25 protein-coding genes are annotated in these 25273 nt (G+C 50.1%); 9 read left to right on the top strand and 16 right to left on the bottom strand.

What is annotated here, in order from left to right; all coding sequences use genetic code 11:
* Positions 1 to 2: 2 nt before the first annotated feature.
* The 3 genes from iorA to PBOR_RS18730 all read right to left on the bottom strand — a co-directional run bounded on the left by iorA (position 3) and on the right by PBOR_RS18730 (position 2770).
* The gene (iorA, locus tag PBOR_RS18720) at positions 3 to 1751 is read right to left on the bottom strand and encodes an indolepyruvate ferredoxin oxidoreductase subunit alpha (RefSeq protein ID WP_042214211.1); all 1749 of its coding nucleotides are present in this window, start codon (positions 1749 to 1751) and stop codon (positions 3 to 5) included.
* A gap of 408 nt (positions 1752 to 2159) precedes the next feature.
* On the bottom strand, positions 2160 to 2351 hold the full coding sequence (locus PBOR_RS18725; protein ID WP_042214214.1) for a hypothetical protein: 192 nt from the start codon (positions 2349 to 2351) through the stop codon (positions 2160 to 2162).
* Positions 2352 to 2425: 74 nt separating this feature from the next.
* Positions 2426 to 2770, bottom strand: a complete 345-nt coding sequence (locus PBOR_RS18730; RefSeq protein WP_042214215.1) for a hypothetical protein — start codon at positions 2768 to 2770, stop codon at positions 2426 to 2428.
* A 201-nt stretch (positions 2771 to 2971) separates the two neighbouring features.
* Here PBOR_RS18730 and PBOR_RS18735 point away from each other — a divergent pair, with 201 nt between their 5' ends.
* Positions 2972 to 3331, top strand: a complete 360-nt coding sequence (locus PBOR_RS18735; RefSeq protein ID WP_042214218.1) for a ribosomal protein L7/L12 — start codon at positions 2972 to 2974, stop codon at positions 3329 to 3331.
* 69 nt (positions 3332 to 3400) lie between these two features.
* On the opposite strand, the gene PBOR_RS18740 is transcribed toward PBOR_RS18735, so the two are convergent.
* From PBOR_RS18740 to PBOR_RS18760, 5 genes are all read right to left on the bottom strand, one after another.
* Entirely contained in the window at positions 3401 to 3709 is a 309-nt protein-coding gene (locus PBOR_RS18740) for a metal-sensing transcriptional repressor (protein ID WP_042214220.1), read from the bottom strand.
* Positions 3710 to 3824: 115 nt separating this feature from the next.
* Positions 3825 to 5777, bottom strand: a complete 1953-nt coding sequence (locus PBOR_RS18745) for a heavy metal translocating P-type ATPase (protein WP_245647825.1) — start codon at positions 5775 to 5777, stop codon at positions 3825 to 3827.
* 111 nt (positions 5778 to 5888) lie between these two features.
* Positions 5889 to 6527 carry an ABC-2 transporter permease gene (locus PBOR_RS18750; protein ID WP_042214222.1) on the bottom strand — a complete coding sequence of 213 codons (639 nt, stop codon included), beginning with the start codon at positions 6525 to 6527 and terminating at the stop codon, positions 5889 to 5891.
* The gene (locus PBOR_RS18755) at positions 6520 to 7389 is read right to left on the bottom strand and encodes an ABC transporter ATP-binding protein (RefSeq protein ID WP_042214224.1); all 870 of its coding nucleotides are present in this window, start codon (positions 7387 to 7389) and stop codon (positions 6520 to 6522) included. Before PBOR_RS18755 ends, PBOR_RS18750 begins: the two co-directional genes overlap by 8 nt.
* The gene (locus tag PBOR_RS18760) at positions 7386 to 7766 is read right to left on the bottom strand and encodes a GntR family transcriptional regulator (protein WP_042137658.1); all 381 of its coding nucleotides are present in this window, start codon (positions 7764 to 7766) and stop codon (positions 7386 to 7388) included. The genes PBOR_RS18755 and PBOR_RS18760 overlap by 4 nt, the downstream gene beginning before the upstream one ends.
* A gap of 188 nt (positions 7767 to 7954) precedes the next feature.
* Here PBOR_RS18760 and PBOR_RS18765 point away from each other — a divergent pair, with 188 nt between their 5' ends.
* Complete coding sequence (locus PBOR_RS18765) at positions 7955 to 9412, top strand: hypothetical protein (RefSeq protein ID WP_042214227.1); 1458 nt, start codon at positions 7955 to 7957, stop codon at positions 9410 to 9412.
* Positions 9413 to 9467: 55 nt separating this feature from the next.
* Here the strand turns inward: PBOR_RS18765 and PBOR_RS18770 are convergent, their stop codons facing one another.
* Positions 9468 to 10148 carry a M14 family metallopeptidase gene (locus tag PBOR_RS18770; RefSeq protein ID WP_042214230.1) on the bottom strand — a complete coding sequence of 227 codons (681 nt, stop codon included), beginning with the start codon at positions 10146 to 10148 and terminating at the stop codon, positions 9468 to 9470.
* 157 nt (positions 10149 to 10305) lie between these two features.
* Complete coding sequence (locus PBOR_RS18775; RefSeq protein ID WP_042214232.1) at positions 10306 to 12852, bottom strand: diguanylate cyclase domain-containing protein; 2547 nt, start codon at positions 12850 to 12852, stop codon at positions 10306 to 10308.
* Between the two features lie 204 nt (positions 12853 to 13056).
* On the opposite strand from PBOR_RS18775, the gene PBOR_RS18780 reads away from it, so the two are divergent.
* The 3 genes from PBOR_RS18780 (at position 13057) to PBOR_RS18790 (ending at position 15211) form a co-directional block, all read left to right on the top strand.
* On the top strand, positions 13057 to 13278 hold the full coding sequence (locus PBOR_RS18780; RefSeq protein ID WP_042214235.1) for a hypothetical protein: 222 nt from the start codon (positions 13057 to 13059) through the stop codon (positions 13276 to 13278).
* 94 nt (positions 13279 to 13372) lie between these two features.
* The gene (locus PBOR_RS38375) at positions 13373 to 13495 is read left to right on the top strand and encodes a hypothetical protein (RefSeq protein ID WP_281191761.1); all 123 of its coding nucleotides are present in this window, start codon (positions 13373 to 13375) and stop codon (positions 13493 to 13495) included.
* Between the two features lie 555 nt (positions 13496 to 14050).
* Positions 14051 to 15211 (top strand): C45 family autoproteolytic acyltransferase/hydrolase, encoded by a 1161-nt coding sequence (locus PBOR_RS18790; RefSeq protein WP_042214239.1) that lies wholly within the window; start codon positions 14051 to 14053, stop codon positions 15209 to 15211.
* Here the strand turns inward: PBOR_RS18790 and PBOR_RS36340 are convergent.
* On the bottom strand, positions 15117 to 15683 hold the full coding sequence (locus tag PBOR_RS36340) for a GrpB family protein (RefSeq protein WP_245647827.1): 567 nt from the start codon (positions 15681 to 15683) through the stop codon (positions 15117 to 15119). The two genes, PBOR_RS18790 and PBOR_RS36340, sit on opposite strands and share 95 nt — an antisense overlap.
* Positions 15684 to 15868: 185 nt before the next feature.
* Here PBOR_RS36340 and PBOR_RS36345 point away from each other — a divergent pair, with 185 nt between their 5' ends.
* The 4 genes from PBOR_RS36345 (at position 15869) to PBOR_RS18805 (ending at position 18333) form a co-directional block, all read left to right on the top strand.
* Positions 15869 to 16039, top strand: a complete 171-nt coding sequence (locus PBOR_RS36345; RefSeq protein WP_245647829.1) for a hypothetical protein — start codon at positions 15869 to 15871, stop codon at positions 16037 to 16039.
* A gap of 234 nt (positions 16040 to 16273) precedes the next feature.
* Positions 16274 to 17050 carry a glutamate racemase gene (gene murI, locus PBOR_RS18795; protein ID WP_042214240.1) on the top strand — a complete coding sequence of 259 codons (777 nt, stop codon included), beginning with the start codon at positions 16274 to 16276 and terminating at the stop codon, positions 17048 to 17050.
* A 52-nt stretch (positions 17051 to 17102) separates the two neighbouring features.
* Positions 17103 to 17876, top strand: a complete 774-nt coding sequence (locus tag PBOR_RS18800; RefSeq protein WP_042214243.1) for a GNAT family N-acetyltransferase — start codon at positions 17103 to 17105, stop codon at positions 17874 to 17876.
* A 91-nt stretch (positions 17877 to 17967) separates the two neighbouring features.
* Positions 17968 to 18333 carry a DUF4190 domain-containing protein gene (locus PBOR_RS18805; protein WP_042214246.1) on the top strand — a complete coding sequence of 122 codons (366 nt, stop codon included), beginning with the start codon at positions 17968 to 17970 and terminating at the stop codon, positions 18331 to 18333.
* A 62-nt stretch (positions 18334 to 18395) separates the two neighbouring features.
* On the opposite strand, the gene PBOR_RS18810 is transcribed toward PBOR_RS18805, so the two are convergent.
* From PBOR_RS18810 to PBOR_RS18830, 5 genes are all read right to left on the bottom strand, one after another.
* Positions 18396 to 19607: a response regulator gene (locus tag PBOR_RS18810; protein WP_042214249.1), complete on the bottom strand. Its 1212-nt coding sequence runs from the start codon at positions 19605 to 19607 to the stop codon at positions 18396 to 18398.
* A complete protein-coding gene (locus tag PBOR_RS18815; RefSeq protein ID WP_042214251.1) occupies positions 19604 to 21382 on the bottom strand; it encodes a cache domain-containing sensor histidine kinase in 1779 nt (592 codons plus the stop codon). Before PBOR_RS18815 ends, PBOR_RS18810 begins: the two co-directional genes overlap by 4 nt.
* Positions 21383 to 21475: 93 nt before the next feature.
* The gene (locus tag PBOR_RS18820) at positions 21476 to 22300 is read right to left on the bottom strand and encodes a carbohydrate ABC transporter permease (RefSeq protein ID WP_042214253.1); all 825 of its coding nucleotides are present in this window, start codon (positions 22298 to 22300) and stop codon (positions 21476 to 21478) included.
* An 18-nt stretch (positions 22301 to 22318) separates the two neighbouring features.
* Positions 22319 to 23209 (bottom strand): carbohydrate ABC transporter permease, encoded by an 891-nt coding sequence (locus PBOR_RS18825; RefSeq protein WP_042214256.1) that lies wholly within the window; start codon positions 23207 to 23209, stop codon positions 22319 to 22321.
* A 146-nt stretch (positions 23210 to 23355) separates the two neighbouring features.
* Complete coding sequence (locus PBOR_RS18830) at positions 23356 to 24729, bottom strand: extracellular solute-binding protein (protein WP_042214258.1); 1374 nt, start codon at positions 24727 to 24729, stop codon at positions 23356 to 23358.
* Positions 24730 to 25273 lie beyond the last annotated feature (544 nt).

Consider the following 25273-nt stretch of genomic DNA (forward strand, 5'->3'; position numbering starts at 1 on the left):
GCTTAAGCCTCCTTAATGCTGTCATAGGGACATACCTGCTGGCAGATGCTGCAGCCCTTGCAATCCATCTGATCGATGATGATTTGCCGGTCCACGATTTTGATTGCCGAGCAGCCCAGCATGGTGCATTTTTTGCAATTTACACAGGTAACATTGTCAATGACGTATTTATTTTTGGGTTCCGCTTTGCTTTTGAGAAGTTCACAAGGATGTCTGGAGATGATTACGAATGGTTCAGTGCTGAGCTTGGCTGTGTCCACACACTGCTGTGTTTCTTGGAGGTTGGTGGGGTCTAATATTCTGAGGTTGTCCGGTTTAATGCCCAGTGCGAGCACGATATCTTCAATCCGTATAGCTTCCGACGTGCTGCCCTGCAGCGTGCGTCCGGTGCCCGGGTTCTCCTGATTGCCGGTCATAGATGTGGAGCGATTGTCCAGGATACAGATGACAATCGGGGTCTTGTTGTAGACTGCGTTCAGCAGTCCGGTCATACCCGAGTGAAAAAAGGTGGAATCCCCAATGAAGGCAAACACCTTCTTGCCCATCGGTTTGAAATCCTGTGTCCGCTGCATGCCCGTTGCCATTGAGATGGAAGCGCCCATGCAGAGTACGGTGTCGAGCGCCTTGATCGGCTCGGTGCCGCCCAGCGTGTAGCAGCCGATATCTCCGGCGGCAATGATGTCCCTGTGCTGCTTGACGGCGCTGTACAATCCGAGATAACCGCAGCCTGCGCACAGCCTTGGCGGCCTTGGCGGCACGTTCACTCCCTCATAGCAGCCGATCTCTTCGCGGGTGATCGCTTTTCTGATAATTTCCGGATTCAGCTCGCCGCAGACAGGAATGATATCCTTGCCGGTGCAGGCAATCCCCATCGCTTTAAGTGAGGTTTCGATGAATGGCTCGCCTTCCTCGACCACATAGATTGTTTTGACCCATGCAGCGAATTCTTTGGCCTTCTCGTCCGGAAAAGGATAACTCATGCCCAGCTTCAGCACGGATACCGTATCTCCGAACACTTCCTTGACATATTGATAGGATATTCCGCTTGTCACAATGCCGATCTCCGGGGAGCTGTACTCTATTACATTTAGAGGGGAAGAATTGGAGTAGGCCTGAATGTCCAGAAGATTCGCTTCAATTTCCAGATGCCGCTTTCTGGAGATGGCCGGAAGGAGCAGCCTGTCCAGTTTATTTTTCTTATAGGTCTTGAATTTCTCCTCCACCGCCAAGTCTTCCCGGAAATGAACAATCCCCTTCGAATGGGACACCCGGGTTGTCGTCCTGAACAGGACGGGGGTGTTGAAGCGCTCGCTGATCTCGTAGGCTTCGAGAATCATATCTTTGCATTCCTGGGAGCTGGTCGGCTCGAGCAGCGGCATCTTGGCATGACTGGCATAAATGCGGTTGTCCTGTTCGTTCTGGGAGGAATGGATCCCCGGATCATCTGCCGAAACAATAACCAGACCGGCATTCACACCTTCATAGGTCATATTGAACAGCGGGTCTGCCGCCACATTCACCCCTACGTGCTTCATAGTGGTCAGACTGCGGATACCGGCGATACAGGCGCCTGCTGCTACTTCCAGGGCTACCTTTTCGTTAGGTGCCCATTCGGCATATACGCCTTCGTAGACACTGATGCTCTCGACAATTTCCGTGCTCGGTGTACCGGGATAGGATGAAATGATTTTACAATTTGCTTCATAAGCGCCTCTGGCAATTGCCTCATTACCCATCATTAGAGCTTTCATCGGATCGTCCTCTCGTTCATCTCATTTAACAGAATCGCGCGGCTGCATTATTCCCAAATGCAAGTTTACATAATTAACAATAATAGGTTTTTACTACTTGTTTATAGGCTATTATCAATAATATAGTGTGACTATTAATTTTGTTACTTTTTTTTAATAAATTCCGCCTTTTAGGTTCCTTAATCTGCTAATTTTCACAAAATTGAAATAATTAAAAAGCCTGCACCCTTATATTGCAGACTTTTCAAATTAAAACGTATATTTATCTATTATTGAAAATATTGTCGTTTCCATTCTCTCTGGATTTATTCGCTAATGCTTGACTGAAGTGATTTGCAAAACAACAAAAAAGCGGATGCACCACGAGCCTGAAACCAGTCCTGGACTGCCGCTTATTGGGAAGAACGATCAAAAGATCCACATGATCACAAAAATGAAAAAGGCAATGACAGCTATTGCAATAACCAGATCGGATATCTGTCTCCATAAGCCTGGAGGGCCTTCAGTGTGATACTTCTGCGCATTCACGTCATGGTTGGCTTTATGCCCGCCGGGATCAGTCGAATTCGCGTGAGGTCCCGGATTAAAGAAGTCAGTCATGTGATCACCTCCTTCTCCATGATTATACACCATCTAATCTTACATATGATTCGTTTGCGTGCAACATTATCTTGTTAAAAAGCGATCTGCACTGAGCCGTCCTCGTAAATATCAACCCGCTGGGTGCATAGCAGCATCCCAAGTCCGGAAGCGGTGCCTTTGACCTTCAGATCCTGCTGTCTGCGTTCCCACAGCTCCCGGTCGTGAATGATGTCATACAAGTAGTAGCTCTCAGCGTTAGCGGCTTCCATCTCCTCTACGAAGATGAATTCGCCCGGGAACATCCCGCGAAACCACTGGGCTGCTTCCAGGTGAGAGCCGAATGCCGGAAGATCCTGCTCAAAGCGCTCTGACAGATAGCGCTGCTTCAGCCGGCCGATTCTTACATAATACTTTTCAAGATTGTGCGGAGTGATCACCGGTAAACCCCCTCGTCTGCATGAATATTTGAAATTCGCATAAAAATATCATAATTTTATGGAGAAGGATATGACATTCTGCATGAGTCAGGCTGCAACATTCAGGAGTGAAGTGTTCATTCTTCTCCTTATCGGGTAGTAAGATATGATAGCATTTGTACTTCGATCGATGCTTATGAATGGCAGGAAGGAGCATCACCAATGGATAATACGGATATTATCGCGATTCTGGCTTTGGTTCTTGCATTGCTGCTTATGTTAAGCGTGTTCAGCCTAAAAAAGCGTGTAGCAGAGCTTGAGTCTCAATTGGCGCAGAGGGACGCATATGGGGGATCTGCAGGGAATACTATGGCTGCGGGAAACCGGATGGCCGGCATTCCGACCCCGCTGTTCGTGCAGAATCCGGAGATCGCTCCTGACCTGGAGCGGAGGCTGCATCTGCTGCTCGCCGAGGGCAAGAAGATTCAGGCGATTAAGGTGATGCGGGAAGCTCGGAATCTATCCCTGAAGGATGCCAAGGACTTCATCGACAATCTGGAACAGGGCGGCACCTTCCGCTGAGTCCCGCAGAAATGACCTCATCCTCCACTTGAGTGTGGAAGCTGAGGTCATTTGTGTTAGCATATCTGTTCAGCGGATATAATTGTCCAGCGCCTTGTTCAGATCTTCGAGCACTTTATCCTGATTGCCGTGATGAACCGCTTTGACCACACAGTTCTCCAAGTGATCCTTCAACAGCAGCTTTGCCGCTTTGTCCAGCGCCTTCTGAACCGCTGCAATCTGCAGCAGCACCTCGGAGCAGTCACGATCCTCAGCGGTCATCTCCTTCACCGCACGGACATGGCCTTCAATGCGGGCCAGCCGGTTAACGATCTGCTTGCGGTATTTATGTTCATAATCCTCGTCATGCTGGTGGGATTCGCTTGCTTCCTGTTCCATAGTTACACCCCGGCTTCTGTTCTGTCTTCATAAGGTGAGCGTACCCTGCCTGTGTATTATAACAAGAAAGCGGGAACTGAATCTACCTTGAAGAGGTATACTTATCCGGCTTCTGTTACCGCAGCAGCCGTAGCCCGCTCAGAATGACTGCCAGGGTGCTGCCCTCATGGCTGACCACCCCTGACGGGAGGTTAATCCCACCGGCGAAATTGGATAAGACCAGAATTAGAATAACGGCCAAGGCAAAGGAGATATTCTGCTTAATAACCCGGCTGGTACGTCTGCCGAGCATAATGGCGTAAGGGACTAAGGTAATATCATCGTTCATGAGCACCACATTTGCTGTCTCCAGTGCCACATCGCTCCCGGCAGCCCCCATGGCAATTCCTACAGACGCCGCAGCAAGTGCCGGAGCGTCATTGACACCGTCTCCGACCATCGCCACCTTGCCATACGCCTGATTGAGCTTGCGGATCACTTCGAGCTTGCCGTCCGGCAGCCTCCCCGCATAGATCTCCTCAATTCCGGCTAATCTTCCAATAGCCTCCGCTGTATGCTGTGCATCTCCGGTGAGCATTACGACGCGCTTGTTCATCTGCTTCAGCTGACGGACCGCATCTAAGGCCTGGGAGCGGAGAATATCCTGGACGGCGAACATGCCTGCATACCTGCCGCCCAGTTCAACGAACACCACCGTCTTGCCTTCAGATTCCAGTGCGGTCGCTTGCTTCAGCTGTTCGTCTGTTAGAGCAAGGCCAAGCAGCAGCTCTCTTTTGCCAAGTCTGCAGGGGATGCCGTTCACCTGTCCGCTGACTCCCATACCTGTTACAGCCTGCATGGCGGAAGCCGGTTCAAGCGTAATCCCCTTGTTCTCAGCATAATCAACGACCGCCTTGGCAATCGGATGCTGTGACAGCTTCTCCAGCGAAGCCGCCAGAAGCAGCAGCTCCTCTACCGCGAATCCTTCCGCTGGACGGATATCGGTCAATTTGGGTTTGCCTTCAGTGAGGGTACCGGTTTTGTCAAAAACGACTGTACTGACATTGCCGATCTGCTCCAGATGAATCCCGCCTTTGAACAGCACACCTTTGCGTGCGGCATTAGAAATACCTGAGAGAATGGCCGGCATAATCGAGGAAACGAGCGCACAGGGTGAAGCGACGACGAGAAAGATCATCGCCCGGTAGATTGTAGCCTCCCACGTCCAGTGCAGCAGAAATGGAGGCAGCACCATCAGCAGGATGGCGATACCTACAACGCTTTTGGCATATATTCCTTCGAACCGCTCCACAAACAGCTGACTTGGCGGAAGTTCATTCTTCGCCTCTTGTACCATATGTATAATCCGTGAGAGCAATGTATCCTCCGCCGCCTGAGTTACCCTAATGCACAGCGCACCTTGTCCGTTCATCGTTCCGGCAAATACAGCATCATCCAGCGTCTTGTCTACGGGATTCGCTTCACCGGTTATCGTCGCCTGATCGACCCCGGAGCTCCCTTCAGTGATGATGCCATCACAGGGAATGCGCTCACCGGGCCGGACCCGCACGATATCTCCTTTTTGCAGTACGGAAGCCTGAATCTTCTCTTCCTGCCCGTTAATCAGCCGCACCGCTTCTTCCGGACGGTATTTCAGAATGGCAGCGATATCCTGATTGGTCTTCTCCATGGAGTAATCCTCCAGTGCACCGCTCAGACAAAAGATGAAGATCAGCACTGCGCCGTCCAACCAGTAGCCGATGCTTGCCGCCCCGACAGCCGCCACCACCATCAGCAGATCTACATCCAGATCCTTCTCTTTAATCAATGTCTCCAGCCCTTCCCAGGCTTTACGGTATCCGCCGACGGCATAAGCCAGCACGAATATGACCACCGCGCCTGCCCCATAACCCATATGCTCCAGACTCCAGGCAAGACCGATCAACACCAGACAGGCAGCAGCAATCAGAATCCCGCCGTTCTTATCCCAAATAGTCTTCCAGGACGCTGCTTTCTCAGGTTTCTCCAGCATATATTCCACCATTACCTCCACTCCCGTTCCTCTGTAGTTAATGAGAACTATTATCATAATATATCCCCCTGGGGGGCATATTGTAAATGACTTTAGATCCGAATTTTATGACAAAAAAAAGATGATCTCTGAATATTCCGAGATCATCCGGGGAGCTAACGGTTGGGGCTATACATCCTTTTTCACGAAAATCCGCAGGGAAAGCAGATATGAGCCATAGATGATAACAAGATAAGCCAACACACCGATGACAGCAGACAGGACATTGTCCACCCTGCCGGTCTGAATCCAATCTGAAAGTGCCGGAAACCGCTCAATCACACTATGTAATGCTGTTAAATTGAGCATGATCAGCATAATAAAGACGAAATTTACCACCTGCATCCCTTTTTGGCCCAGCCAGTAGTATAGCGGTAAATAGAAAGAAGCGATCAGCGGAAAAGCTGCCATCGAAAGTCCGAGCTCCCTCCAGCGCAGCGGGGCATCCAGCTTGCCCGTCGCGATCGCAAACACATACAGCATCAGAGTGCAGATGAGGCTGAACATCGAGAAAGGAATGAGCGATAAATACTTAGCCAGAATCAGCCGCTGCCTCGGTACCGGAAGACTGACGAGAAACTTCTGGTTGTTATGCTGCATATCGATTGTACAGGAGTTGATGATCAGCAGCATTGCCGGAAACAGGGAGAATAAGGTATAAGCCTCCGCATTCGTATATCCCATAAGCACATAATACGGGATCAGCAGCAGTACGAATTTCCGGGTAAGCATGAAGTCTTTGCGGATCAGATGCAGGGAGCTATACATGCGTTTCACTTCCTTTTACCGTAAAATACATAATCTCTTCAAGTGTAGGGGTCTCGCAGATAGCGGTATCCCTGAAATAACGTTCACCCTCTGTACGGTTGCTGATAAGACCCTCGAAGCCCAGCCCGCTCTCGCGGATGCCGACGAACCAGCGCCGGACATCCCGGTCGAGCAGCTCCTTCCCGCCTTTGACCAGCAGATATTGCTCGCTTAGACTCTCCTTCATCTCATTAAAAACAATCCGTCCCTCGTTGATGAATACAATATAATCAGCAATCCGGTCCAGATCCATTGTGTTATGGGTGGAGAACAGAATCGACTTCTTCTCGTCCTGAATATGCTCACTGAGCAGCTCCAGCATCTCTCTGCGGAAGATCGGATCAAGCCCCGAGGTAGGCTCATCCATAATCAGCAGGTCTGCATCATGGGACAGGGCAACTGCGAGCGAGAATTTGATTTTCATCCCCTTGGACAAGTCCTTGATCTTCTTGCCGGGCGGAAGCTTGAACAGCTCCTGATATTTCATATATGTATCTTCATTCCACTGGGTGTAGAACGGGGCCATAACCTTCTTCATCTGTTTGACCGTAAGATTCTCGTAATAGATATTCTCATCCGAGACGTACCCGATCCGCTCCTTGACCGCTGCCTGATTAAGCTGGTTATTCTGGCCGAACATGAGGATATTGCCCTGATCCGGGTAGATCATGCCCATCATCATTTTGATCAGCGAGGTCTTGCCTGCGCCGTTCGGGCCGATCAGCCCCGTAATAAATCCCTCCTTGAGGGACAATGAGATATCCCGCAGCTCAAACCGGTCGTAACTCTTGCTTAAGTGGTCTAGCCGAATTACATCACTCATTCCTGTTCCTCCTCATAGAGCAGTTTCAGCATCTCCGCCAGTTCGGCGTACTCCATGCCCAGCAGCCTGCTCTCATCAATGATTTCTTTCAGCTTGCCCTCCACAATCCGCAGCCGCTGTTCCCGGATATATTCCTGATCTGCCCCGGAGACAAAAGAGCCCTTGCCGACAATAGAGTTAATCAGCCCTTCTCGCTCCAGCTCCTCGTAAGCCCGTTTCGTGGTAATGACACTGATCTGCAGCTCTTTGGCCAATAAGCGGATGGATGGCAGCGGTGTACCGGAGACCAGCTCCCCTTGCAGAATCATCTGTCGGACTTGTCCCACAATCTGGGCGTAGATCGGTTCACCGGACGTACTTGATATCAAAATATTCATGCAGCAGCACCAGCGTCCTTTGGGTTAGTTGTATTTAATGTATATATCTAATATATACAATATGTGCAGTTGTGTCAATCCTCTGCTTCGCACTTATTAACTCCGGTAACGTATTGATCGATACACTTATGGGAAGTGGTGAAGCTATAGGGAGGCAGAAACCGGTGCCTACACAGAGGGGAGTTCATATGTCCAGAAAAACTGCCGTATACCCGCTCGCCTGCGGGCTGCTCTCGGCTGTCGTTATCCTGCTCTTGCAGCCTAAATACTCTTTTAATGATCCGGATACGTTCTGGCATCTGGAGGTCGGACGCTACATGCTTGAGCACGGGAAGGTGCTGCATCATGCGATACATACTTTTTATGGAGACAAGCTGCCGTATATCCCCCATGAAGCCGGGTTTCAGCTGCTGATCACACCACTGTATCAGTGGTTCGGATGGCCGGGAATCTACCTATTGACCGCCTTATGCTTGTTTGGATTAATTATGGGGCTTATCCGTCTGGGAAAAGTATCGCGCAAAGAGCTGGGTCTCCAGGAGGAGCATATTCTGCTGCTGCCCTTTGTCCTGCTGATCTCCTGCTGGATCTACTATAACTATTTCAAAGGGCGGCCGCAGATGGTCTCCTCTCCGCTAATCATCTGGTTCTTCATCTGCTTGCGGGAATATCAGCTGAAGCCCGGAACCAGATATGCGGCGGCGATGATCCTCCTCTCCTGTGCAGTTGCCAATGTCCACACCGGAGTATGGCTGGTGATTGCCGTATTTACGGGCATGGCTGCGCTGGAATCGCTGATTGCACGCAGTCTCAGCTGGAAGCGGGCTGCCGTCTTCCTGCTGGTCCTGCTGGCCGGCCTTCCGAATCCGGGAGGACTTCAAGGACTGCTGTTTATCTTCACCGTCACACGCAATAACTACAATCTGCTCATTAATGAATGGCAGCCTCTTTCCTTCAGCCGGCCGGACCAGCTGCCGATTCTGCTTCTGCTGCTCTTTTTCGCGGCCACCCTGCCCTTCTCCCTGCAGCGGAAGCCGTTCCGCTTCTTCCTGATGACCGGCATTCTCTATCTCGGAGTATCAAATTTCAAGCAGAATCTGTTCATGTGGCTGTTCATTCCTTATTTCGCGGCCGTCTTCTTCGAAGCAGTTCCGCTTCCGGGTAAACTCAGGCTGCGGACAAGCAGAAGAGCGGTTGCCCTTGGACTTGCCGCCGGGCTGCTGATCAACACTGTATATATCTTCGCGGTTCCGCCGGTGGTAGCTGCTGCAGATTACCCGGATTTAGAGATGAACTATGTACTGGAGCATACACCGGCAGGCAGGCGGCCTAAGGTGCTGTCCAGCTATGGGTCTTCAGGATATGTGATGTTCCGCGGCGGGGATGTGCTCTGTGACGGGCGCCAGGACCCTTTTATCACCAAGGCTTCGATTGGGATCATGGGCTGGAATGCTTTCGAACGCTCGATGTACGGCTTCTCCGAATACTTGCCTGATATCGTGAAATATGACCACCCGGATTATGTGATTGTGCGAAACGGCAGCTCCGGGAAGCTGTATCAAGAGTGGGTGAAAGCACTCGGCACTCCTGTCTACAAAGGAAGCTACGGGAGTGTATTTTTCACTGGAACCGGGAACCGATCCTGAGAAGCTCAAGGGGTACGCGGTTCTGCTTAACAACACGGCACCGGGCACTAACGCACTAACCGGTTAAACCCGCAGCCCGCAGGAAATGGCTGACAATTTCGCTTTGCAGCCGCACCCTTAAGGAGAAATTGAGACTCCAGCAGGTTTCCACCGTAACAGCCTTCGCGCCGAGCAGGCGCTGCATAGCCATCCGTGAAGTTCCGGCACGTTCGCGGCGGCGGATATTGAAGCGGTAAGCTCTATTAGGAATCGACAAGTTCATCTTCTTCACAATTTGCTTCGCGATGCCTGCCGCCCGGCTGCCCGTGCTGATGATCAGCGTCTGCCCTACTCGCCGCGGATTAAGCTGTGACAGCCCGTTCGCTTCATGCAGGTCCAGATACCAGGATGGACGGTAACGCTTGGCGAGTTGAAACACTGCTGCTGACAGCGGGTGTCCCGCCTTAGCGCCTGTACCCACCGGAAAGGTACGGTTCAAATCAGGTTTGCCGCGGATGCCCTTCCGCCGTGCGGATACATTCACCAGCGGGACAATAATCAGCTTCCCTCTGCGCAGAACCCACTCTCCGCGGTTGAACCGGTTTACGATCCCCTGTGCCGCACGGGTACTAGCCGGTTCATTGCCATGAACGCCGGAGATGATCATAAATACAGGACCGGGCGCTGCACTGCTAACGACATAATAAGGTGTGGCATAGGGAGTTCCTGCTGCCAGCATATGCTTCTCGACAGACACCGCGTTTCACCTCCGTTTACGTATGCAGAAGTACATTCGCTTTATTCTGTAATGTATGCGGATCGCCAATGGTGGATTGGACACATAGACTGGCGCGGCAAAAAGCCGGGTATAGTCCAGACGGACCTTACCCGGCTTCTGTGTTCATAACGGTTATTCAATGAAATACAACCTGATTCTTTCCGCTGGATTTCGCCTCGTACAGCGCTTTCTCCGACTCAGCGATAAACTCTGACGGACGGTCCGTAGTAACGGGTACTTTCAGCAGCCCGCCAATACTTACAGTAACCACACCTTCTTCTTCATAACGGTCGCGGGGAATTTGCAGATCATAGACGCCCTTGCGCACGGCTTCAGCCAGCTGCTCTGCCTGCAAGGCGGTTACCCCGGAGAGGGTAAGGATGAAGGCTGCCCCGCTGAAGCGGGCGACGAAGGCGCCATGCTGCTTGCTGATGATGTTCAGTACATCCGCTACTGACTGAATACACAGATCTCCGCCTTTTAACCCGTGGACTGCATTATAGGAATGGAAATCATCGATGTCGATAGACAGCAGCAGAAGCGCCTTCTGCACGCGCAGGCAATCATTCCATTTCTTAGTGAGCTCACGCTCGAACGCCAGCCGGTTCGGCAGATCCGTTAAGGAATCTGTAGTCAGAAAGCCCTGCAACTCGGTAGTTGCACTGGTATAGGCTTCGCCCTTCGCTTCTGCGTCAGACCCTTTACTCAATACAATCATAATGGAAGGTTTACCGCTGTGCATTACAGAAGCCAGTGTCAGATTCATGTCGAGCGTCTGTCCGGCTGCATTCAGAAATTGTCCGCTACCGGTTACGAACTGGCTCTTGTTCAGACTTAGCTCTGAGAAATACTGGCGCAGTGCAGGACGGTAAGATTCATGTACGTATTTCAGGAATGGCTGCCCGGTTACAGACTTGCCCTTCCCTATAGCCATCAGCTCCAGCGCACGGTTATTGCTGTAAACGATGATATCATCGGTGATCATGAAGAAAGCCACCGGTGACAGCTCCATCAGCTGCAGATAACGCTGTTCATTATGACGCAGACTGCGTGCATTCTGCAGTGCCTGTTCTTCGGCCTGACGCAGCTGGTTCTCCGTCTGGCCGCGCAGGATTGATTTCAGCTGAGGCAGAATGTTGAGATGCTGCTCCTTCCAGGGAAGCGAGGTAGATTGAACCACCTGACGCCATTTCTCAAAAGATTTACGGGGAGACAGGCGTATCCCGTCATTCTCCTGAATGACAGCCTTGGCCGGATCTCCTGCCCAGTCTACAATCTCGACAACCTCAGGTCTGAACCAGATCATATAGTTCTGCTGACCGGGAGTCAGGGCCAGATAAAGTACGCCGGAGGCTTTGTCTTTATAAGCTTTTGCTGAATCATTCTCCAGACTGAGCCTCGAAGTACAGTAAGTGTAATCCTTGGCTTTACCGGCCAGCCAGCCCGCAAGCTCCCGTACTTGGTCAAGCGAAGGAGTATCGCCGTACAGCATCAGCTTGTCCTGGTAGCACACCGCAGCCCCGGAAGCGTCCATCAGCGCAAGCAGGGTCTGTTCTTCCTCTCCCAGCTGCTCGATCACGCGGAAAGAGCTTGAATTCCCTGTGAATACATCGACAATCCGCGTCGCCTTGGACCGCAGCTGCAGCTCTGTCTGATACGTATCCAGCTGCTGGCGCTGGTACAGCTCACTGGAGAAGAAGGAACCCAGGAAATTGCACAGATTGCGGATACGGTGGGGCACATATTTAGATGAATAGTGATGGCAGGTGATCAGTCCCCAGAGCTTGTTATCATGAATCAGCGAGATCGTGGTTGTCGCTCCAACGCCCATATTCTGCAAATATTCAATATGCAGCGGGGACACACTGCGCAGGATCGACAGGCTGAGATTCAGCGGTTTACCAGTCAGGGGCTGAAGCACAGGTATAATCGGTACCGGCGTATAGTGAACATCCACGATGGTCCGCAGCCAGTTGCGCAAGTACAGCTCACGCGCCTGCTTCGGAATGTCTGAGGCCGGGTAGTGATGGCCAAGGAACGGTTCAAGACCTTCTTCCTTCGCCTCGGCTACCACTTTTCCGTTCCATTCCTCATCGAATTCATAGATCATTACCCGGTCATAACCGAGCATTTCTTTGACCTGTTCAGCCGCTGCCTGACTGGCTTCAATCCGTCCCGCAGTCTGCTTCATACGGCCGAAGAACGTGCGGATCCATTCAAAATCATTAGTGCCGGCACTCTCCTCTTCCGAGGCAGGCTCCAGCTCGACGATCATCAGCCCTTCACTTTCGTGAATGATGCTGAAGAAATCGGTCATCTCTCCGGCAACTTCGATCTTCAGGATAATATATTGTAAATCTGCGGTTTCCTTTGCGTTCACGCTGCGCTCCAGTAGGGCCTGGAGCTGACTGCCGCCTACCAGATCAGCCATGGAGGTTCCGAGCAATGCCTCAGCAGATATTCCCAGCAGTACATCTGTGTTCCGGCTGGCCTGGACAATAAGATTATCCCCGCCCTGTGTCACTGCCAGCAGCACGCCATGCGGCTGAATAAGCCCCGGGATATGAATCGGCTCCTTGTCGCAGTTCGTGAGGTCCAGCGATTCCTTCAGTTCCAGACCGGCTTCGTTCAGCAGTGTGCGGTTGAGCGGATCATTTTCGTTATGGGCTTTAAAATCTGACATGGTGTGACGCCTCCAATGAAGTAAAAGATTTCTAAGCATATATTATACGTAGTTTCATATTATCTTATTTTCAGCAGCGTTCATAATCGTGCAGCAGAACCGGCAGGAGGATAATATCAACGTAAGCTTCTTCGCTATACCTGGAATGGAATAATTATGTATAATATCTATGAATAGAGGAAAGTCTTAGGAGGTTGTTGTCGCATGGAAGAAGTACGGATTCAGAAGCAGGACCGCTCCGTAAGCTTCAGAGTTGCAGTAGATGCAGGGGAGTTTATCGTCTTTGATATGTCACTTTCCAGCCCTACCCGTAACCGCACCCTATACAGCGGTAAAGAGTTCAGTCTGGCTTGGGCAGCCGCAGAAACGGTTCTGGGTGAAATTGCAATCCCGGATGAACTCTTGAAATATGCAGCAACGGCCTGATTGCCCAGAGTTGACCCCTCAACAGGGGTCTTTATCATTCTTATACAAGGATGCTTCTGGTCTAACGAACCCCACTAATCCGAGGTGACCATACATGAGAAAATACAAACGTTCAGGCAGAGACATTGTTTCTTTTCTGCTGGGATTTGCTTCTGTGCTGATCATTGCCTTCTTCGTTATCCGGTATCTTCTTCAGAATGTTTCGTTTAGGCCTTAGGGGTTAGTTATGTAATGTCCAGTCCCTACTTAGCTTTGAAATGTTGTACGTATTACAACTCGGATTCATAGATATTAGGGAATTTGTAAGATTTGTTGTATCAAATACAACAATTGCCCAGCTCAAAAGCTTGAACTCAGGGAAATCCTGCCTTTTGTACAACATTTTTCGTTTAAGCTCAATATTGAGAGAAGAATGTTGTATTTCGTGCAGGATTTTTTGGATTCCTTCGTCATCGAGAAAGCTAAGCTCCTCATTCCACGCAAAAAGGAGCATTGGGGGAATGCTCCTCTTCCGCTTACATATACCGTCATTTGAACTGCGCCTCCGGCAAAAGTTAATCCGGAAGTTATATCAATAAGTTACCTTAAAAATGACAATAATACAAGTATTTCCTACTCCGTCCAAGAAAATAGGACCCTATAATGGTTGCGCTTCCCTGCATAGCAGCCCATGCGAGTATTTCAGCCGGAACGGACTTTGCCGGCTGAAGAGCGCGCCCGTTATAATGAGCCTACTCTGCGCAGAGAGTAAACGAGAGAAGGAACTTATACAATGGATGCTAATCCCCCTATTCAACGTAGGACCGCACAATATTCCCATATCGTTACGGAAGTCACACATTATGAAGTCGGCCGTGCCTTGGGCGCTCATTACAAGCATAATTCAGAGCTCATCTCATTCTTATCCTCTCCATTCATGGGGGCTTCCCCGCTGCTGCCGTCTGCGGCAGATAGAGTCATGGAGAGCTTCGAGAAATATTGCCCCGGCATGAACGAAGAAATCAAAGGCTTCGCCGATGAGACCGGTGTTGAACCCGGCAAGGTTGTGTTCTATTACTCCTACTTTCAGCCTTCCGGCCACTGCACGCAGGCTGTATACCGGACAGGTCCGGATAACAGCGGGCATACCTGTCATATGCGCAACTACGATTTTGGCTGGGAGGATGAGCCTTATAATCAGCTGCTTCTTAGCACAACCCGGGTGAATGGTAAACCTGCACATACCGGCTTTGCGCTCCAGCTGTTCGGCCGTTATGACGGAATGAATGATGCAGGACTTACCGTAACAACTACATCGGGGAGAATCCGTCCGGAGATGACCGGGGAAGGCTTTATTTTTCCGGGAGTGGTCCGCGCCTTGCTCGACAACTGCTCCACAGCGGAAGAAGCGGCGCTGCTTATGCGCAGCATGCCTATCTCCGACTACCGGAATTTCCTGATCTCAGACGCCAAAGGCGACATCACCCTCGTTGAAACTGCCGGTACGCAAAAAGAGGCACAGTATTATCCTGCAGCGGCTGGCGGGAACTGCAACCAGCTTGTCCTATCAGCCAACCATTATACCCTTCCATCCATGCAGGTTCATAATCTGCAGGTGATGGAGAATTCGGGGACAAGGTATGAAGCGCTGCGGTCGGCACTTACGGACGAAGTTGCCCTCCAAAGCCCCGTGGCAGCCATGCAAGCCATCGCAGGCACAGAATACCCTAAGGGAGTCTGCTGTCATCACTACAGTGAGGGCTTCGGAACGTTATGGTCGATGGTCTTTGATAATACGGCCCGCGAGGCGCATATCTGCTTCGGTTCCCCGCAGTTGAACAGCTGGAGGACCTTTGGGTTCAACGACCCGGCCGGAGTCCGCGAATATCATGCGGTTCTGCCTGACCACCCATCCCCAGCCGGATTCTGGGATCGGCTGCCTTCTGCAGAATAGAGTGCACGAACGCAGTCTTCCCCTCACAATATGAGTCGATATCATAACGGTAATCTTTCGCAAGCCGCTGCTTGACCGCCTGATACTCCTCACGGGCAGAGGGGCTGCTACGCAGATAATCGCGGAATGCAATATGCTCGAGATATCCCTTGCCGTCTTTGGGACAGACATAGAGATGGTATTTCATGAAGCCGTCATCCTGCAAGCTCCGGAAGGCTTCCCTGCCCTCAATCCCCAAATTGCCCTGATGTTCATAACCGAACTGCTGTAATCTCCGGATGATCTCCGGCAGCTTCTCATAGCTCTCCATCACCAGATCGATATCGATAACGGGTTTGGCCGATAACCCCTCGATGGAGGTACTACCCACATGCTCAGCCGCTATGATCAGATCTCCGGCGATCTCCAGCATCCGCGCCTCAATTCTATTGTACTCATCCTTCCAGACCGGGTCATATGGAACAACTTCCACGACTTTCGTTTTCTCTGCGATGATCCTTCCCTCCTTTGTGGAACAGCTTTTTGAGTAAATCTATTATAGCCTACCTGTCAACGGGGGGACTATGCCTCTCAGAGCGTTCTATGTTTCGATAAGACTGGCGGGATAAAATACAAACTGCTATCTCATACTATCCAACAGATATGGAGGTGAACAGTGTGCCTAAGAATAGTGCAGATCCGAAGCATGACCGTGCAAATAACCGCGCCGATAAAAAGAACAACCAGCAGAATCACTCCAGCATTACCGAAATCCCCCAAATGGTGAACCCGGATAAAGCTGAAGATTATGTGCCAAGCTTAAATGGCGTGACTAAGAACGAAAGCTGAATTTAAACAGGACCGGGCTTACGCCGCTGGCAACAGTGGCGTAAGCCCTGGTCTTTTTTCTGTTTTATGATGGAATACCGCTTCTCAATAATAAGTTATTCACAGCAGGCTGAAGGTTTTCATATATGAGATATGAGGCTAAAGTGTATATTACGTTAACGGCAATGTAGTTATAAAGTAAATGTAGTGATAGAATAATACAATCATTTTATTAATCACGGGAAGAGTGGACATATGCGAATAGGATTTTTTGACTCCGGAATAGGCGGGTTAACGGTGCTTCATCAGGCACTCAGATTCCTGCCGCAAGAAGATTACCTCTTTTATGCAGATACTGCACATGTTCCTTATGGAGAGAAAACGAAAGAAGAAGTTAGAGAGTACATTCTAAATGCTGTAGATTTTATCGCTAAACACAATATAAAAGCTTTGGTTATTGCTTGTAATACAGCCACCAGCATCTTAATTGAGGAGCTCCGAAGCCGGTATGCCTTTCCTATCCTGGGCATCGAGCCCGCAGTGAAGCCTGCCATTGAACGATCCGAAGGAAAACAGAAAAAGGTTCTCGTGTTAGCCACGAGGCTTACGTTACAGGAGAAGAAGTATCATGATTTAGTTCACCGTACAGATCATGGGGAAATTGTGGACAGTTTGCCTCTTCCCGGATTGGTGCAGTTCGCTGAAAGCTTTGAATTTGATGAAAATAAAATCATACCCTATCTGAAGCAGGAATTCTCCCCTCTTGATCTTAAGCAGTACGGCACGGTAGTACTAGGATGTACTCATTTTCCTTATTTTGAGAATAGTCTTAAGAAGGTTTTCCCTTCAGATGTCGACTTCATCTCAGGCAGTATTGGAACAGCCAGACATCTGAAACGGATCCTCGAACACAAAGGTCAGGTTAACCAAGGCACCGGTGATATCATTTTTTTCAAGTCGGGTGTAAAAGTTGAGGATACCTGCACATTAGACAATTACCAGTGCCTATTTAAACTTCTGGATGAATTGTGAATTAATTATGATCAGCTGCTTAACATCACCGGAGATAAAGGAGTGCTACTACTTGAGCCACTATGAAGCGATCATGGGGAGATTACGCCGAAATCCCCTAAAGAATATAACGCTGCTCAAAATGATGACCGCGTATCACAGCCAGATTGACAGTGTACTGATCGAACAGCAGGATCACTGGGGTGTGTTATTGCTGATGCCAGCCGTGACCTTCCCTTACGATCATCGGACCTATCCTGAGGCCGACACCGTTGTGCTTATGGATTACAGCAGCCCGGAGGTTTTCCCCGCCCTGCTGAAGCTGCTCTCAAGGGAGGCCAGGCTCGTCTTCAAACTGCAGGAGGATGCTTACCGCGTGGCGCTGGAACCGCATTTCACACTGCATAAAGTCCGCAGTCTCTACTCCTATTCTACGGCCGCAGGCCAGACCTTCAGCGCAGATGCGGGATGCACCGTAAGTGAAACAATAGATGAACGGCTGCTGCCGCTGTGGATAGCGAATGATTATACGCTGGCGGAAATCAGCCATTATTTTAAGGAGGGGGCTTTCTCAGTATCGTTGTTCGAGGGAGACGTGCCTCTCAGCACTTGTATGGTATTCCGCAATGAGGAGTCTGTCTGGGAGATTGGGGCTGTACATACGACTGCTGCCGCAAGAAAAAAAGGATTGGCGCAGCGCGTGGTCCGCACAGCGTTATACCATACTCTGCAAAGGGGATATATTCCGAGGTATCAGGTACTTGAAGACAATCTTGCCTCCATCCGCTTGGCTGAATCGATTGGGCTTACCCCCGCAGTGAAGCTCGAGCACTGGATTAATTATTAACGGTTATCTCTGTATCCAAAATATTATATACTGTTAGAAACATGTATCTGTCTAGGGAGCCTCTGCTCACAAATTATGAAGGAGTTAACTTATGAGTTATCAACCCCCACCCTTTCAAGATCAGGAATTTTACCAGCAGTTCCCCCCGCCGCCCCGCCAGGAGCGGACGAACGGCAAAGCGATCGCAGCACTGGTGCTCGGCATTCTCTCCATCGTAGTTCCTTATATCGGACTTATCTTCGGGATTATTGCGATCGTTCTGGCTGCACTCGCCTTCAAGGAGATCCGTCTCCGCTATGAGCAGGGCCGGGGGCTGGCGATTGCCGGGCTGGTCTGCGGGATTGTCGGCACTATCATTTACGCTGTACTAATCCTTCTGTTTGTTCTTGCAATTGTACTGTTCAATAACATCGACACTGACACGGTCAATTATTTCAACAATTTAAACAGCTTCTAAATGGTGAAAAAATCAATAAAAGGAAGCTGACACCGGTTTCGATAACCGGCATCAGCTTCCTTTTATTGTTGCGGCGGAGTACCCTTGCTCATGAGAATGTTGATGCTCTCCTGCTGACGGTATTCCGTCGGTGTAAGCTGATATTTCTTACGGAACATCTGGGTAAAGTGGCGCATGTCCTGATAACCCACCCGTTCAGCAATTTCGGCGAGCTTCAGCTTGGGATTGAGCAGCAGCAGCTTCGCCTGCTCCAGCCGCAGGGAGGTTACATATTCCTTGTAGCCCTGCCCCGTCTTCTGCTTGAACAGCTGGCTGAAGTACGCCGGATTCAGGAACACCACGGAAGCCATTTTCTCCAGCGACAAGTCCTCGTAGAAATGCTCCTTGATATAGTGCAGCGCAACATCAATGGCCTTCTCCCCGCTGCCCTTCATCGGCTCCAGCTCAAGCGCCTGGGAGGCTGAAGCCTCCCGCATCCGCTTCACAACCTGAGGCACTGTGTTGAAATCATAACTGAGCCCGGAGTGGATGATCTGGAAAGGAATCTTCAGGTAATGCGTCAAATGAGCCTTGACCTCTTCCTGGAATTGCTCCACCCGGATGTTCTCACCCGGCGTAATAAGACCCAGCAGGCTCTGCCGGTCATAGCTGACAACGAATCCCCGTCCATGCTGGTCGATCAGCTCAGACAGCACGTTCTCGACGATGAAATGCTCCAGGCGGACGCTTTTGTCACCCGGGTCCAGCTGGATCATTACCAGATAGAAGTGGTTGTAATCTTCAATAAAAGGCTCAATATCCAGATTCCCGATATCCAGCCCTGAGGCCAGCCGCTGGAATACCCCCTCGCGGAGGAATCTCAGACTGGCCTTCAGCCGCTCGCCTTGCCGCGAGATATTGTTGTCCTGTTGAATCTCCGTCGTTAGGCTGTCAATAAGCTCAGTCAGCTTTGTTTTGCCAATCGGCTTAAGCAGATAGTCTCTTGCACCCAGTCTGACCGCTTCCTGCGCATAGGAGAATTCGCTGTGGGCAGAGATGACAATCCATTTCACATACGGATACCGGCGCTTCGAGATCTTCATGAATTCGAGGCCGTTCATTCCCGGCATCAGAATATCGGTCAGCACAATATGGATACGCTGCTCTTCCATAATCTTAACCGCTTCTTCCGCCCGGGCTGCCACAAATACCTGATGCTCCGGGCTAATCTGCCCGATGGTGCGCTTGATGCCTTCACGTATGACCCGTTCATCATCGGCAATAAGAATATTCACGTAGTCTGTTCTCCTTCCACTGAAATCGGCAGCACGATGGCAACCTGTGTCCCTTCTCCGGGGAAACTCTGAATCTGCAGCCCGTAACACTCCCCGAACATGAACTGCAGCCGGCGGTGCAGGTTCTGCAGGCCGATGCCGCTTTTGCCGCTCTCCTTGGGACTCGGACTAGGACCGTCCCCATTCAGCGAGTCCTGCAGCCGTTTCAGCTGCTCCTCATTCATTCCGTTTCCGTTGTCTTCCACAATCAGTCTCAGCACGGAACCTTCTTCCTTTGTGTATACCTTCAATATACCCTGGCGGCCCAGTGATTCCAGACCGTGCTTGACGGCGTTTTCAATTACAGGCTGGACCGTCATTTTGGGAACACGGATGTCCAGCCAGCGTTCATCGATTTCCGTAATAATCTGCAGCCGGCCTTCCAGCCGGATCGAGATAATCTTCAGATAATGGCCAATCTGCTCCAGCTCTTCGCGCAGGCTCACTTCAGCCCCGTCTTCCCACTGGCTGCTATACCGGAACATCGAGGACAAGGACAAGACCAGCTCACCCAGCTGCTCATTACCTTCCTCGTCCAGCATCCAGTAGATCATATCCAGTGTATTGTAGAGGAAATGCGGATTAACCTGGGACTGCAGCGCATGCAGCTCAGCATTCTTCTCACTGACGGACGAGAGCTTCACCCGTTCAATCAGCTCCTCAATCCGCCGGACCATCCGGTTGAAGGAAGCGACGAGAATATTAATCTCCTGGTAGGAGGAGACATTAACCATTCCGCGGAAGTTACCGACCTCCACCTGCCTCATCTCCCGGATCAGCTTCTTCAGCGGCGAGGAGATGGTCTGGGATACAATAGAGGCAATCAGCGTCGAGACAATGATCAGTGCCGAGATGACAATCAGCAGATATCGCTTCATCTCGATCAATTCTACATTCAGATCCTTATCCGGGGTAATACTCATGACCCACCAGCCGGAGAATGACAGCTTCGAGGCTACGACCAGCCGGTCGCTTTCCTGCTGGACCATTACATTCTGCGAAGTCGGCAGCGTAGGCAGATTGGAGACCTCGGGCGTAGGATCTGTAGCGGAGGTAACAAACTTGCCGTCCGGGGACATCAGGTATACCTGACTGTGCTCACCGAGCTTCAGATTCTCCAGCGCATCCAGCACCGGCTGCGGATTCGTCTCGTACAGTACAATCCCGATCGGCTTATGCTCATTCAGATCGTATATCTGCCGCCCGAAGGCGAACACCGGACTATCTTCCACCTGATCGATCAGGGAATGCTGATACACCCCCAGCCAGACCATTTTACCAGAGGAGGCCTGCAGCTGCCGGTACCAGTCTTCATCGGCGTAATCGGGGTCGACCACGTTCATATAATTACCGTAATTATAAATCTTCCCTCTGTCTGTGATCACATGAATGCCCACCAGGTCATCCCGTGAATAAAAAATCGAGCCGATAATATTCGTCACGGTCTGCTCATTGATATAAGCCACCGCCGGCTCATCGGTTTTCTCATTAATCAGACGAATCATCTCGAAGTTATTGCTGAGCGATTTGGACAAAGCGTCATAACCCTTGTAGAGGAGTGTGAATAACCCTGCGGTCTGGGCGACGTTTTTTTGCGACAAATCACTGATCTTCTCATGCAGCTGATCCGTAGTCCGGTTATAGTACAGCAAGCTGACAATAAGCAGAATACTGGACATGCAAAAAAGAAACAGCAAGAACAACCGATGATGGATGGAATGAAAGCCGCTCTTCATAGGACTCTCTCCTTTCAACACCCTGTCCTGCCGTTTCCTATTATAAATCTAACCCAATTTTATATGCAACGCGTGAATTCATAATTGTGCAGATCAGCCTTTAACTGCTCCTGCCACCATGCCTTTTGTAATCTGGTTGGACAGGAAGAAGTAGATCAGAATGACCGGCAGCGCGCCCATAACGAGGAATGCGCCGATGTTACCATAGTTGACCGAATACTGGCTGACGAAGGTGTACACCCCGAAAGGCAGGGTTTTGAGCTTCTCGGACGAGATGAACGTTGCCGCCAGGATATACTCGTTCCAGATGTTGATAAAGGTCAGGATACATACCGTCATTACCGGCGGCACAGATACCGGAAGGATGATGCTGCGGAAAATCCGGTAAACGCTCGCTCCGTCAATGAATGCGGATTCTTCAATCTCATGAGGGATAGCTTTCATAAATCCGCTCAAGATGAACACGGCGATTGGTGTAGAGAAAGCGATGTACGGTAGAATCAGCGACCAGTGCGTATTGAGGATATGCATGTTTTTGAAAATAATCATCAGCGGCAGCAGTGTGGCCTGCATCGGAATCATCATCCCCATCAGGAAGATGGTCATCACAGCATTACCGTATTTCCAGCGGAACCGCGAGATCGCATACGCCGCCATGGAGGCCAGCAGGATAACACAAATCATCGTAAGCGCGGTCACGAAGACGCTGTTCGTCAAGTACTTCAGATAACTGCCCGAGGTGTAAGCCTCATAGTAGTTATGCCACTGGAACTTTTTCGGGAAGGAAAAGAAGCTGCCGTCCATGATTTCTTCGTTGGTCTTGAGTGAATAAAGCAGCAGCCATAATAACGGGTACAGCTGGGTAACCACAGGGATTGCAAAAAGAAGATACACGATTCCTTTTTTAAATTTACGCATGATTCGCGCACTCCTTTCCTAGTTGTATTTTTTCTCAAGTTTATTGAAGATGGTATTGATCACTCCGGTAAAGATGAGACAGACAACAACCAGGAACGTTGCGATCGCACTGCCGTATCCATACTTGAAGGACATGAAGGAACTGTTGTACATATGTGTTGAGATGACATCTGTCGCATGCGCCGGACCGCCGCCAGTCATAACCATAACCAGATCGAAGGCCTGCAGGGAGCCGATAAACGCCAGGATAATCGATATTTTGAAGATCGGAACGATCAGCGGCATAGTGATGTAACGATCTGCTTTGAATCCGTCCGCTCCGTCAATTTTGGCCGCTTCATAAAGCTCGTCAGGGATATTCTGCACGCCGGTATACTGGATCAGCAGATGGTAGCCGAAATACTGCCAAAGCGAAACCAGATACAGAGAGAACATCGCGATGTTCGGCTCGGTGAGCCAGTTGTGGGTCCAGCTGTCCAGACCGAGTGACACCAGCACGCCGTTCAGCATGCCCCCCATGGAAGTAGGGTTATAGATGGTCTTCCAGAGTTGTCCAATGATAACAACCGACAGGATAACCGGTGTGAAATAGATCGACACCAATGAGTTCGCTTTTTTCAAATAACGGTTAAGCAGAATAGCCATTCCTAAGCAAAGCGGAATTTCCAGCATGGAAGCCACTGCATACAGCAGGGTTCTTCTGACAGAAGGCCAGAACACAGGATCATTGAAGAACATATCTTTGAAATTACCAAAACCGATAAACTGCGCAGTAGTAAGACCGTCCCACTTCAATAAGCCCGTATATAATGATACCAGTATGGGAACAAACACAAGGCACACGTACAAGAGCAGACATGGCAGTATGAAGACGGCTATTGTGCGTGCTGGCACCTTAAGTACTTTCATCTTTCCCGCCTCCTAAACAAGCAGATTCTTTGTCTATTTACGATATTTACGTTTAAAAACTTCATGATAAACTCGGTGCGAAGAAGCCTGAATCAGCCTGCTTCGCACCGAGAAGGACAACTTTACGATTGCTTGTAGCTTATTGCTTACTTGTTGGCTTCAAATGCAGCCTGGTGTTCTTTCGCTACTGCAGCGGAATCCATTTTCTGAACGAACAGGTTCTGAATGCTGCTCAGGTGAACTTGTGCTGTTGCAGGGTTCATCGTGTTATCGAACGCCAGGTCGCCGCCTTTAACTTGGTTGAACAGGCCGGCAATGTTTACAGCCAGATCAGAGTAACCGGCAGCTTTGAGGTCGCCGTCTACCTTTTGACCGATACCTACAGCATTTTTCAGTTCGAACTGTTTCTTAGGATATTCGGAAGCGAAGAAGTTCAGGAAGTCTTTAGTTTCTTGCAGGTGTTCGCTGTTTGCAGATACGGCAAATGCGCTGCCTGGTGCAAGCATGAATTCGTTAGGGTCACCCTTGCCGTTGACTGTAGGGAACTGGAAGGCTCCAACTTTACCGGCTACAGGAGAAGCATCAATTGCGCCTGTTTCCCAAGATCCGATCGACCACATGGCTGCTTTACCTGTTTTGAAGATGTTACCGCCGGCATTAGCGTCAATGGAGGTTGCACCGTCAGGGAATGCTCCGGCTTGAACCAGTGCCTGGAAGGCGTCGACTGCTTCTACGAATGCAGGATCTTCGAAGGTTTTCTTGCCGTCAAGCACGTCCTGCAGGAATCCAGGGCCGCCGTTGGTGCGGAGCAGGATGTTCATGAACAGGAATGAGCCGGTCCAGGAATCTTTTTCACCGATAGCCAGTGGCGTAATTCCCTTATCTTTCAGGATTTTGACATCCTGGAGCAATTCATCAAAGGTTGTCGGAGGAGCAGCAATTCCTGCCTGTGCGAACAGGTCTTTGTTGTAGTACACGACTTCGATGTTGTTGCCGTCAGGAAGCGCATACACATTGTTGTCGAAGCTGTAGTAGTCGAGCAGGCCTTCTTGATAAGTGTCTTTCAGTCCATTCTGATCGAGCATATCATTCAGCGGTGCGAACAATCCTGCATCTACGAAAGGCTTCATTTGAGCAGCCGGGTTAACGATGGTAATGTCCGGCACTTCTTTGGAAGCAGCCTGTGTTTTGAGTTTCACTTTCTGCTGGTCCGTGTTCAGCGTATCCAGCTCAATCGTTACATTCGGATGCTCTTTCTGGTACTGCTCGGTCAGCTCGTTGATCATTTTGTAAGCTGGCGTTGCAGGGTCAGGGTAGATGTTCTGGAAAGTAATCGTTACTTTCTTGTCGCTTGGTGCAGTTGTAGCTGCGGCGTTTCCGCTGTCCGTTGTGTTCGGTGCCGCGTTGTTCTTAGCGCCGTCGTTTGCGTTGTTGTTCGAGTTGCCGCATGCTGCAAGGCTTAATGCCATAACTGCGGTAAATGCGATGGTAGCGGATTGCTTAATTTTTCTGTTGACCATTAATTGATGCCCCCTGTGTTCGTGATATGCTTATTATCATCCGGTGAAGCGCTTCCAACAAGGTGGGAACTACAGAATAAAGGTTTGTTTTTTCTAGGTATGCCCACTTTGGAGTTCTAATTGCCGTTTTCTCTATAAAAAACCGCCCGAATCCGCTGTTTCGCTGTCGCTTTGGCGCGGTGCTTACGTCTGATTTCGCTTATCCCCTCTCCCTTTGGGGGTTAGAGGGATTTATCCCCTTGATTTTTCCGTTCCGCCCACTTTGAGCGGATTCAGAGGGATAAATCCCTTTAATCGTATTGTCTGCGCTGAAATAAAACAGCCGGAGGATAAATCAGTCATTTTTACTCACATTAATGGTGCATTAATGCGTTAGGCGCGTCCCTGTTCATCACCAACCCAATAAGTGGATTTTGTACACTTCTATTCATGATTTTAGTCGCGCAGAGAATTTTAGGTGGATAAAGGACTCCTCTTGTTTCCTCCTCTTGTTGATTGATGATTTTCCTTGAAAAAACGAAACATGAATAACCTGATCTGTAAA

It is taken from the genome of Paenibacillus borealis (assembly GCF_000758665.1).
Taxonomy (GTDB): Bacteria; Bacillota; Bacilli; order Paenibacillales; family Paenibacillaceae; genus Paenibacillus_AQ; species Paenibacillus_AQ borealis.

Coding starts and splice junctions, on each gene's coding strand:
- iorA (WP_042214211.1), bottom strand. CDS start 1,751: ATGAAAGCTCTAATGATGGGTAATGAGGCAATTGCCAGAGGCGCTTAT.
- PBOR_RS18725 (WP_042214214.1), bottom strand. CDS start 2,351: ATGACTGACTTCTTTAATCCGGGACCTCACGCGAATTCGACTGATCCC.
- PBOR_RS18735 (WP_042214218.1), top strand. CDS start 2,972: ATGGATAATACGGATATTATCGCGATTCTGGCTTTGGTTCTTGCATTG.
- PBOR_RS18740 (WP_042214220.1), bottom strand. CDS start 3,709: ATGGAACAGGAAGCAAGCGAATCCCACCAGCATGACGAGGATTATGAA.
- PBOR_RS18745 (WP_245647825.1), bottom strand. CDS start 5,777: ATGATAATAGTTCTCATTAACTACAGAGGAACGGGAGTGGAGGTAATG.
- PBOR_RS18750 (WP_042214222.1), bottom strand. CDS start 6,527: ATGTATAGCTCCCTGCATCTGATCCGCAAAGACTTCATGCTTACCCGG.
- PBOR_RS18755 (WP_042214224.1), bottom strand. CDS start 7,389: ATGAGTGATGTAATTCGGCTAGACCACTTAAGCAAGAGTTACGACCGG.
- PBOR_RS18760 (WP_042137658.1), bottom strand. CDS start 7,766: ATGAATATTTTGATATCAAGTACGTCCGGTGAACCGATCTACGCCCAG.
- PBOR_RS18765 (WP_042214227.1), top strand. CDS start 7,955: ATGTCCAGAAAAACTGCCGTATACCCGCTCGCCTGCGGGCTGCTCTCG.
- PBOR_RS18775 (WP_042214232.1), bottom strand. CDS start 12,852: ATGTCAGATTTTAAAGCCCATAACGAAAATGATCCGCTCAACCGCACA.
- PBOR_RS18780 (WP_042214235.1), top strand. CDS start 13,057: ATGGAAGAAGTACGGATTCAGAAGCAGGACCGCTCCGTAAGCTTCAGA.
- PBOR_RS38375 (WP_281191761.1), top strand. CDS start 13,373: ATGAGAAAATACAAACGTTCAGGCAGAGACATTGTTTCTTTTCTGCTG.
- PBOR_RS18790 (WP_042214239.1), top strand. CDS start 14,051: ATGGATGCTAATCCCCCTATTCAACGTAGGACCGCACAATATTCCCAT.
- murI (WP_042214240.1), top strand. CDS start 16,274: ATGCGAATAGGATTTTTTGACTCCGGAATAGGCGGGTTAACGGTGCTT.
- PBOR_RS18805 (WP_042214246.1), top strand. CDS start 17,968: ATGAGTTATCAACCCCCACCCTTTCAAGATCAGGAATTTTACCAGCAG.
- PBOR_RS18815 (WP_042214251.1), bottom strand. CDS start 21,382: ATGAAGAGCGGCTTTCATTCCATCCATCATCGGTTGTTCTTGCTGTTT.
- PBOR_RS18820 (WP_042214253.1), bottom strand. CDS start 22,300: ATGCGTAAATTTAAAAAAGGAATCGTGTATCTTCTTTTTGCAATCCCT.
- PBOR_RS18825 (WP_042214256.1), bottom strand. CDS start 23,209: ATGAAAGTACTTAAGGTGCCAGCACGCACAATAGCCGTCTTCATACTG.
- PBOR_RS18830 (WP_042214258.1), bottom strand. CDS start 24,729: ATGGTCAACAGAAAAATTAAGCAATCCGCTACCATCGCATTTACCGCA.